Source organism: Paenibacillus sp. N119s, assembly GCF_059447605.1.
Window position 1 is genome coordinate 39000 of the sequence record NZ_JCAJRU010000008.1, and the last position, 10097, is coordinate 49096.

Below are 10097 nucleotides of genomic sequence, written 5' to 3' on the forward strand. Positions count from 1 at the left end.
CATATATATTTACCTAATATGTTTATATATAAACACTGGTACTATACACTGAAATGCATACTAGACATTAAAACGGAAATGCATAACGTCTCCGTCCTGCACCACATATTCCTTGCCTTCCAAACGAAGCTGACCACGTTCTTTGGCCCCGTTCATAGAACCAGCAGCGACCAAATCATCATAGGATACAACCTCAGCGCGAATAAATCCGCGTTCAAAATCCGAGTGGATTACGCCGGCAGCGCCAGGTGCTTTGGTTCCTTTGTGAATCGTCCATGCGCGCACTTCCTGCACACCTGCTGTAAAATACGTATACAGCCCCAACAAGCGGTAAGCTGCTTTGATCAGACGGTTCAGACCGGATTCAGCCAGCCCCAGTTCCTCCAGGAACATTGCCTTGTCTTCGCCTTCCAGTTCGGCAATTTCAGCCTCTACTTTGGCGCTGATCGGTACCACTTCAGCATTTTCCGCTATCGCAAATTCACGTACCTTTTGCACATATGGATTGCTGTCCGCTTCCGTTACACCATCTTCACTGACATTAGCCGCATACAGTACAGGCTTCATCGTGAGCAAATGAAGGTCACGTATAATCAGCTTTTCATCTTCTGTCAATTCTACGCTACGTGCAGGCTTGTCAGCATACAGCGATTCCTTGATCCGCTCCAGCACTTCAACTTCTTGGGCGTACTGCTTGTTACCGCCCTTCATGTTCTTGCGGGAACGCTCAATGCGCTTGTCTACACTTTCGATATCCGCCAGAATCAATTCCAAATTGATCGTTTGAATGTCGCTGATCGGGTCAATTTTGCCGTCCACATGAGTAATATTCTCATCTTCAAAGCAGCGTACCACATGAACAATGGCATCTACTTCACGAATATGAGCCAAAAATTTGTTACCCAAACCCTCACCTTTACTGGCGCCTCGTACAAGTCCAGCAATATCAACAAACTCAAAAGCCGTTGGCACCGTTTTGTTTGGTACTACCAGTTCAGTCAGTTTATCCAGCCGCTCATCCGGTACTTCAACAACTCCTACATTGGGGTCAATTGTACAAAATGGATAGTTTGCGGATTCCGCTCCCGCCTGCGTTATTGCGTTAAACAGTGTTGATTTGCCCACGTTCGGCAAGCCCACGATCCCCGCTTTTAAAGCCATAATCAGAACAACTCCCGTTTATATAAAATATGCGTTATACCATCTGTCAGTTTACCAACCCACATTATATAGGAGAACCTATACATGCGGCAAGCATATGACTGTGAATTTAGGATTTTGCTGCATCCCTATACCCTATTTAGATATTTATTTAGATTTCCTTGCTCATCTGGATATCCGTAACCCGATAACCCGACTTGCGATATACATGCAAAGCCCGCTCATTATGCCCGAATACATGCAGACCGATGCGAACCGCACCCAGCCTCCGAGCTTCTTGTTCCAACGCCTGCATCGTCAACGTACCCAGACCTCGTCCCTGATATGAATCGTAAACGAGAATATCCAGCAAAAAGGCCTCTTTGCCCTGCGTACCTTCTGTAATATTGAACCAGATATATCCCACTTCCTCCGGGCCCTGACCCGCACTACCTGAATATTCAAGCATGTACAGGTGAGCATGGGGTGTATCCAGCCTTTGTGGCAAATAGGTTGCAAAGCTTTCCTTTGCCCGTTCCGGTGCCTCTTCCACCGTCCACGTGCCTGCCTGGATTTTCTCCTCCGCATAATCCGCGAGCGAGCGCTGCTCAAAGCGTTCATACTGCTCGGCGTTCATCGGAACCAACTTGATGAATCCACTCATCCGTTCACCTTCCTTCTTAGTCTGGTCGTATCTTTAAGACCTTCAATCTCTGCTACTCCGATGCCGAACATGACTGTACGCAATTCCAGCTCCACTTGCTCCAATCGCGCTTCCAGCGCCTCGCTTGAGGTGACCGCCGAGCCAAGCAAAGAGCGACCAAAGCCTGCCATGTCAGCGCCCAAAGCAAGTGCCTTCGCAGCATCGACACCATTTTTTAGTCCACCGCTACCGATCAGAGTGCCATTAGGCTGAGCTGCTCTAACCTCCACGATACAATCAGCGGTCGAATTGCCCCAATCCGCAAATGCCTCCGCCGCTGCACGGCGTACAGGATCAGGATTACGAAATTTCTCCACCTGGCTCCAGCTTGTCCCGCCCGCACCAGCCACATCAATAAAAGCGGCGCCTGCATCGTACAATCTCGATGCTGTCTCGCCATCTATGCCCCAGCCTACTTCCTTCACACCTACAGGCACCGAAAGACGATGACACAACTCCCTGATGCGATCAAGCAGTCCGCTAAAATCCAAATTCCCTTCCGGTTGGAAAATCTCCTGCAATCCGTTCAAATGCAGCACCAACATATCCGCTCCGGCAATTTCCACTGCACGTTGGCAATCGTCCACACCAAATCCGTAGTTGAGCTGCACTGCTCCCAGATTGGCAAGGATCGGAATGCTCGGCGCTAGACGGCGGACTGCAAAGGTTGAAGCCAGTTCTTCTTTTTCCACCGCAGCTCGTACAGAGCCGACGCCCAACGCCCAGCCGCGTCTCTCTGCGGTCTCTGCCAATCGCTCATTAATCGCTCCTGTCTCCGCGCTGCCGCCAGTCATAGAACTGATGAGCAGCGGTGTCCGTACAGCGCGTCCCATAAAAGTTGTATCCAGACGCACCTCGTCAAAATGCAGCTCAGGCAAAGCGCAGTGCTTAAAAGCATAGCGCTCCAGTCCGCTGGTGATCCCATGTCCGGCCACATCTTCTTGCAGACAAAGACGGACATGCTCAATTTTCCGTTCACCTGTTTGCGCAGGCAACAAAGAGCCGGATCTGTCCGGGTCGTTAGATGATCCCTTTATATTTTCAGCATTGCTCATCTATGTTTCACCTCATCCAATCACTCTGTTTGTTTCAGGTTCATGAAGCACAAATAAGACCGTTCCCGAACACGGTAACCGATCTATTTATTGTCTCCTATTTCAAATATCAGGCTCTTAAAGCAGTTATTTTAAGATATTTTCATTGTATCATGGATGGAAAAATATATACACGACCGTAAACATTTTTTCTCGCCTATGGGATTAAAAAAGCAGTACCTGCTTGAGGTGCTGCTTTTCTGCCTCCTTTAGCCCTTCATCGAATCAGGTATAGGTGTAGTATTTTCTTGCGGTTCCTTAGTACGTCCTTGACCAAGCTTGAATACTAGAATACCTCCGATAATGACGATTACACCGATCAACTTATTTAAGGTAAACGGAATTTTTTCTAATCCCAGCCACCCTAAAGAATCCCATAACAGGGCGGTACCCAATTGTGCCGTCAATACGATGGAGATTGCATAGGTGGGACCCAGTCGCTTCATTCCTTGCACCAGACAGAACACAACGCCGACACCAATCATGCCGCTGAACCAGTACCACGGCTGCATATGCTGTAAAGCAAATGTATTTTTTCCTTCAAAAATAAGACTCCCCAGCAAGGAAGCTAAGAACCCCGTTCCCAGTACCAATGTCGTGGTGGCCCATGAACCTGTCCGCTCATTCACCTTATTATTGAATATCGTTTGCAGACTGACCAAAGCACCTGCAATAATTGCCAATATAAGTCCTAATAACATATTTAACTCTCCCTTGATAGTCCCTTTATTGTTCCGCATTTATTCAATGCCCTATGATTACAACGATTCATAAATATTATGACCCGCCAGTTCACTCAAACCTTTTCTGTCCCGAATGACAATGTAGCCTTTTGCTCGTTCAACCAATCCCTCTTCAATCATCTTGCGAATGACACGGTTGAGGTGCCTGTAGCTGGTTCCGATCAAATTCGCCACATCTACCAGACTGGGTACCCGCAGTTCCTCATGAAAGTCAGAATTGGATTCGTCAAAAGAAACAGATAGCAGGTAGCTCGCCAGCCTGACTTCCACTGGATACATCTGGTTGAAGCTGGAGAAATCAGAATCCAGGCAAAATTTTCGCGTGACAATATCCAATAGGAACTGTAGTAATGGAGCATAATCTCTGCCGTACTTATTCATCCATTGATGATGGACACCAATCACATAAATCGGCGACACGGCCTCTACTGTATTGATGACATGACTACTACGAATATATTCAACATCGCCTATGACCTCGATCGGTGTTTTAAAACAAAGGATTAGCGTCTTTCCTTCTGTAGAGTTGGTAAAAATTTTAACCTTGCCCTGCACCAGAATATACAGATGTTCAATGGCATTCCCCTGCGAACAGAGCTTTTCCCCTTGCTCCAAACGGTGCAGCGACAAATGGGGATGTAGCGGCTCGTAGAGTACGGATTCTAACTGATGCAGTTGCAAAAAATATTTCAGCTGCTCTTGATCCTGTATTTCTCTCATTCCTTAGCTCACCTTCAATTTCTACGGCCTAAGCTTTTTCTGTAATAAAGTTCTACTTTAAAGCTTCAAAATAATGACACCCGCGATCATCATACCAATACCTATAAATTGTGGCAGCTTCATCTTTTGCTTCACGATGCCAAACCATCCCTTGATGTCTACCAGAAAAGTTAAACATAACTGAGCTATCAACAGCGCCGAGATTGTGAATGTAACTCCAATATGTTGGATTGCTGTAACTTCACTAAATATAATGATAGCCGCAAAAGCACCACCCCAAAGATACATCGGCTTTACCTGTTTCATTTCAGCCACACGGCCATCCTTTGTAAACATCCAAACGAATGCTGCCAAAATAAAACCTATGAGCTGAGTAACCGTAGCCGCCTGCCATGTCCCGATATCGTGACTAATCCGTGTATTCGATACCCCCTGTAGCGTAATACAAGCGCCTCCTAGAAAAGCAAACAAGATTCCTCTCATAAATCGTTATTCTCCCCATATCGATGACTTTTGTTATCTATTTAAGTATAGGTCAGCCTGCTCATAAAGGACATATGTCCTCAAATTAATAAAACGTTCTCCATTTCATTCCGTTCTGCATACCGCTTCAATTCGGTAGACTTGCGTTAATAAATTAGACAGTATCTAATCATAACCCGCATGTTGGGACACGATAAAACGGAATGCAGCACACAATTGAGGAGCTGATCGTCATATGACTAAACAAAATCCGCTGCATTCTGCACCGGAATCTCAAAAAAAATCCATGCACAAGGGCCGTGCTCTTAAAATCGCCATTCTGGTGCTGATCCTCTGGTTGATTGCCGTCATGCTGTATCAAACTCATAAACCACTGCCTCCGTTCGTCTCTTATGAAAGTCAGGAGTATTCCACGAACGAGGTAAACTTTTGGACGGATTTGACCTACCCAACCGGGGATGGAAGCAGTGTACAACAGGAAGGGCAAATTTTGAATCGTATGCTACGCATCATTGATGACGCCCAGCAATTTATCGTCATTGATCTGTTTCTGTTCAACGATTATAAGCATAAAGGCCAGCACTTCCCTGAAGTCAGCGAACAAATGGCCCATCATCTTATCGCTAAAAAGAAAGCCCATCCTGATATGCCTATCTTTTTCATTACAGATGAAGTCAATACCAATTATAACTCTGCTCCCAATCCTTTGTTAGAGAATATGAAGCGAGTAGGGATTCAGGTCGTGCAGACTGATGTAGACCCGTTGCGGGACTCCACGCCCCTCTATTCAGCCGTGTGGCGTACCTTTTTTCAATGGTTCGGGCAGCAGGGCACTGGCTGGATTCCCAATCTGATGGCCAGTGACGGACCTGATGTTACGGCACGCTCCTATTTAAAGCTGTTAAATGTCAAGGCCAATCACCGAAAATTGGTTGCCAACGAACAAACTGCGCTTATTTCTTCAGGCAATGTTCACGACGCAAGTGCCTATCATTCCAATATTGCCCTGGAGGTAAAGGGACCGATCATTGCAGATATTTTACAAACAGAGCAGGCGATATTGGACTTCTCGGGTGGAGGACAACTTCCTGCGTATACGCCTCAAACAGCACACCTAGTCCCGTCAGGGAAGGACAGCTACCGGATCAAATATCTCACGGAAGGCAAAGTGTATACCTCCGTTCTGAATGGTATTAAGCAGACGAAGCAAGGGGACAGCATTCATATGGGCATGTTTTATCTAGCTGACCGTAAAGTATTGAATAGTCTGCTGGATGCCTCGGCACGCGGTGTAAACATCCAATTGCTGTTGGACCCCAATGATAATGCGTTTGGACAAGAAAAAATAGGCATACCTAATCGTCCGGTTGCCCAAGAGTTGTCCGATAAATCAAATGGAAACATTCAAATTCGCTGGTATCATACTACCGATGAGCAATTTCATACCAAGCTGATTTATATTGCCAAGGCACAAGGAGAGCACTTGATTTGGGGTGGCTCTACAAATTTGACCCCCCGTAATTTGGATGATTTAAATTTGGAGAATGAATTGTGGGTGGCCGCTCCGGCGGACAGCAAGCTGACCCGACAGGTGGCGGCCTATTTTGATAAACTTTGGAATAATCGGGGAGCTGAATACAGTCTGGATTTGGCAGCTTACGAGGATCATTCAACATTTTGGAAAGATATTATATACCGTCTCCAGGATATTTTAGGCTTTACTACATTTTAACGTGGAGATTACGACTGTAGCCCATTCGTTGAAGCCTACAATAGCGGTGAAAGCAGACGAGCGAGCGATTCCATTAAACGTTTGAACAGACGCTTCTTCATGAATTCCTCGCGTACGATCAAGCTGGCATTGTGCAAATCCCGCTCATAGTCGTTCACCATCTGCTGCACACTGTGGGTTTGAATCAATAGAGCGTTCACTTCAAAATTCAAATGAAAGCTGCGCATATCCATATTGGCTGTCCCAATAGTCGCAACCTCCCCGTCAATAATGAGGAGCTTGGAGTGAAGGAACCCTTTTTCATATTCATATACCTTGACTCCAACCTCCAGCAACGTTTGGAAGTACGAGTGAGATGCGAGAAAAGGCAGCCATTTATCCGGTTTTGCGGGAAACAGAATACGCACGTCCAATCCGGATAGAGCAGCCATGCGCAAAGCAGTCAGGATATCTTCATCCGGGATAAAATACGGAGTGGCAATCCAGACGGATTTTCGGGCAGATGTGATCATGGAGAAAAACAGATTTTTAAGCACTCTCCGCTCATTATCCGGGCCGCTGGCAATAATCTGTACGCCCCCGTCCGTAATCGGTTCAACATCGGGAGACAGATATTCGCTATCCAGCACCGATTCACCCGTCATATGAAGCCAATCCTGTAAAAATATAAGTTGCAACGTCCGCACCGCTTCGCCTTTCACAATCATATGCGTGTCACGCCAGAAGCCGTAGGCTTTGTTGCGGCTGAGATACTCATCTCCTACATTTAGGCCACCAATTAACCCGATATTACCGTCGATCACTACAATTTTACGGTGATTCCGGTAGTTTACCCGGCTGGAGAAGAACAAGATCCGGGCGCCGCCGTATGCGACAACCTCTACTCCTGCATCTTTCATTTCCTTCAAAAATGCCTTCGATAACTGAATACTACCGACTGCATCGTACATAAATCGAACCTTAACACCCGCTTTAGCCTTTTCGATCAAAATTTTCTGAATGCTGGTACCGATATCATCCGACCGGAAAATGTAATATTCCATATGGATATGATGCTGCGCCTTACGCAGTTCTTCCAGCAGCGTGGAGAAAGTTTCATCTCCATTATTCAGAATTTTAGTTTCTGTCGCAAAATAAATCGGGGAGCGGGCCAATCTCCGGGCCAGACGCATCAACTGCTGCTGCTCATCTGTAAAGCAGGTCAGATCTCGCTTGACCCGCAAAGCATCCTTTTCGATACGCTCGTACGCCTGTTGGTCACGCAATGCCTTTTTGTCATACTTACGACGCTTGAATACATTTTGCCCAAACAAAAAGTAAAGAGGAAGTCCAACAACTGGCAGCAACGCCAGCAACAAAATCCAGGACATGGTCGTGGAAGGATTACGATTCTCCGAAAAAATAATCAGACTTATGGAAATAACCGTCAGAGTAGAGAAAATACTGATGACAGTTCCTTCATTTTTGCCGATGTAATTAAACAAGCCAAAATAATAAATAATAAACACCAGAACCGCAATCAATACGGCCAGTAAGCTCCGCCTCATAACTAACCTCACTTCCAGTGGACTGCATTTAAACAGGTATTTTCATTATATTGTACATGAGCCCCTTATTTCTTCCCACTTATTTATTTAAATGTTGATTAAAAAAGTGCACAGCACATAACGAAATGTCTTGGTGTTGACACTTACTTTTTTTCATGCAAAAATAAACTAACGAACGTTAGGTAGGTGATAATATGGGGATGGAAGAGATTCGAAAGGCCGCTCTTTTCCAATTTGCCGCCAATGGGTATGAGGGAGCATCCTTGAGCAGTATTGCCGCCGAGGTTGGAATCCGAAAACCGTCTATATATGCGCACTTTCAGGGTAAGGAGGATCTGTTTTTGCAGGTGGCAAGGTATGCGTTTCAAGAGCAGAATTTACGTATTTTTCAATACTTTACGGAACGCAAAGAACAATCGCTGGAGCATACACTGCATGACTTCCTCTTCTGGATGGAGCAGGAATATGAGAGCAATAACTCAGCCAAGTTTATGCTTCGTTTTTCCTTCTTTCCACCTGTATCTTTATATAACGAGGTACTGAATATTGTGAATCCCTTTCTCGATAAAATGGAGCGAAAATTAACTCGTCGCCTCCGAAATGCACGGGATCGGGAACCTTTTGCACATATGAAACCAGCGGATATGGCTTTAGCCTACATGACATTGGTGGATGGAATTATAGTAGAGCTGCTGTACAGCGGAAGTACCAACTACCACCGAAGGTTAAACGCGGCATGGCCTATTTTTTGGCGTGGGATTACGTTAACTTCATCTCATGAAGGCTCAAGCAGTCTGAATTGTAAAATATAGTAAATCAAGGAGAACATTCATCATGAATCGCAGTTGGATTTACGTTTTTGTTGGAGGCCTGATTGAGGTCGTATGGGTATCGGGTTTAAAGCATGCAGATTCTGTACTCACCTGGGCTGTAACTGTGCTGGCTGTGTTGGCCAGCTTTTATTTAATCATGAAGGCTGCAAAACGCCTGCCTGTAGGCACGGTGTATGCTGTATTTACCGGACTGGGCACAGGGGGAACCGTCGTAGGCGAAATGCTGCTATTCGGGGAACCGTTTCAATGGTCCAAAACGCTGTTAATCGCCCTTTTGCTAGCAGGTGTGATCGGCTTGAAGTTAGTTACCGATCGTGATGCTCAGGAAGGGAGTGGTGCCTAAATGGCTTGGATTGCACTGGTTATTGCGGGATGTTCGGAAGTGCTTGGAGTCATCGGTATGAAGGGAGTTACGGTCGGCAAAGGGTGGAAGGCTTTGGCACTTATGATCCTATCCTTTATTCTTAGCTTTTCTCTGCTCAGCTACGCCATGAAAAGTTTGCCCATGGGAACTTCCTATGCCGTATGGACAGGCATCGGGACGGTCGGTAGTATAGTTACAGGCATGTTCTTGTACGGTGAGCAAAAAAGCGTACTGCGTGTTTTATTCATCGCCATGATTCTGGCCGCAGCACTGGGCTTAAAGCTGATTTCTTAAAGGAGTGATGCCTTGTGATTACCACCGTAACGCTTAACGCAGCCGTGGATAAAATCTACACGGTTGCAGGCTTTGGACTGAATGCCGTCCACCGCATTGAAGGTGGCCTGACAGTGCCTGGCGGCAAGGGCGTAAATGCCGCTCGTGTCATTCGCACGCTAGGCCAGCCTGTGCGAGCGACCGGGTTTGTAGCCGGGCACACGGGGCGGCTGCTCATCGACGGGTTGAGCGCGGAAGGCGTAAGCGCCGATTTCATCGAAACGGCACACGGGGAAACCCGTCTCGCCATTACCGTGCTCGACCCGGCTGCCCGCACGCAGCGCGGCTAGTTCAAGCGGCCCGACCGTTGGTCCGCTTGAACTAGCCGCGCTGCGGCGCAAAATTGCGACCCTTGCCGAGGATTCGGCTTGGGTCGTTCTCTCCGGCAGCCTGCCACCTGGCTGC

General features: G+C 46.7%; 12 protein-coding genes. 5 read left to right on the plus strand and 7 right to left on the minus strand.

Going from position 1 to position 10097, the window contains the following annotated elements:
- Positions 1-60: 60 nt before the first annotated feature.
- The 6 genes from ychF to AC5V8P_RS02355 form a co-directional block, all read right to left on the minus strand.
- The gene (gene ychF / locus AC5V8P_RS02330) at positions 61-1161 is read right to left on the minus strand and encodes a redox-regulated ATPase YchF (protein WP_064797779.1); all 1101 of its coding nucleotides are present in this window, start codon (positions 1159-1161) and stop codon (positions 61-63) included.
- A gap of 151 nt (positions 1162-1312) precedes the next feature.
- A complete protein-coding gene (locus tag AC5V8P_RS02335; protein ID WP_064797778.1) occupies positions 1313-1804 on the minus strand; it encodes a GNAT family N-acetyltransferase in 492 nt (163 codons plus the stop codon).
- Positions 1801-2898 carry a type 2 isopentenyl-diphosphate Delta-isomerase gene (gene fni / locus AC5V8P_RS02340; RefSeq protein ID WP_064797777.1) on the minus strand — a complete coding sequence of 366 codons (1098 nt, stop codon included), beginning with the start codon at positions 2896-2898 and terminating at the stop codon, positions 1801-1803. The genes AC5V8P_RS02335 and fni overlap by 4 nt, the downstream gene beginning before the upstream one ends.
- 248 nt (positions 2899-3146) lie before the next feature.
- Positions 3147-3638 carry a DMT family transporter gene (locus AC5V8P_RS02345; RefSeq protein WP_064797776.1) on the minus strand — a complete coding sequence of 164 codons (492 nt, stop codon included), beginning with the start codon at positions 3636-3638 and terminating at the stop codon, positions 3147-3149.
- A 57-nt stretch (positions 3639-3695) separates the two neighbouring features.
- The gene (locus AC5V8P_RS02350; protein WP_064797775.1) at positions 3696-4400 is read right to left on the minus strand and encodes a Crp/Fnr family transcriptional regulator; all 705 of its coding nucleotides are present in this window, start codon (positions 4398-4400) and stop codon (positions 3696-3698) included.
- Positions 4401-4457: 57 nt separating this feature from the next.
- Positions 4458-4883, minus strand: coding sequence for a DMT family transporter (locus tag AC5V8P_RS02355; protein WP_064797774.1), 426 nt, complete (start codon positions 4881-4883; stop codon positions 4458-4460).
- A 235-nt stretch (positions 4884-5118) separates the two neighbouring features.
- On the opposite strand from AC5V8P_RS02355, the gene AC5V8P_RS02360 reads away from it, so the two are divergent.
- Positions 5119-6615, plus strand: coding sequence for a phospholipase D family protein (locus tag AC5V8P_RS02360; RefSeq protein ID WP_064797773.1), 1497 nt, complete (start codon positions 5119-5121; stop codon positions 6613-6615).
- A 35-nt stretch (positions 6616-6650) separates the two neighbouring features.
- On the opposite strand, the gene cls is transcribed toward AC5V8P_RS02360, so the two are convergent.
- Positions 6651-8162 carry a cardiolipin synthase gene (gene cls / locus AC5V8P_RS02365; RefSeq protein ID WP_064797772.1) on the minus strand — a complete coding sequence of 504 codons (1512 nt, stop codon included), beginning with the start codon at positions 8160-8162 and terminating at the stop codon, positions 6651-6653.
- A gap of 194 nt (positions 8163-8356) precedes the next feature.
- On the opposite strand from cls, the gene AC5V8P_RS02370 reads away from it, so the two are divergent.
- Genes AC5V8P_RS02370 through AC5V8P_RS02385 form a run of 4 tightly spaced genes read left to right on the plus strand, consistent with a single transcriptional unit; the run spans position 8357 to position 9982 of the window.
- Positions 8357-8974: a TetR/AcrR family transcriptional regulator gene (locus tag AC5V8P_RS02370; protein ID WP_063213838.1), complete on the plus strand. Its 618-nt coding sequence runs from the start codon at positions 8357-8359 to the stop codon at positions 8972-8974.
- 22 nt (positions 8975-8996) lie between these two features.
- A complete protein-coding gene (locus AC5V8P_RS02375) occupies positions 8997-9338 on the plus strand; it encodes a DMT family transporter (RefSeq protein WP_063213837.1) in 342 nt (113 codons plus the stop codon).
- Positions 9339-9653, plus strand: a complete 315-nt coding sequence (locus AC5V8P_RS02380) for a DMT family transporter (RefSeq protein ID WP_064797771.1) — start codon at positions 9339-9341, stop codon at positions 9651-9653.
- 14 nt (positions 9654-9667) lie between these two features.
- Positions 9668-9982 (plus strand): PfkB family carbohydrate kinase, encoded by a 315-nt coding sequence (locus tag AC5V8P_RS02385; RefSeq protein WP_269203325.1) that lies wholly within the window; start codon positions 9668-9670, stop codon positions 9980-9982.
- Positions 9983-10097: the final 115 nt, after the last annotated feature.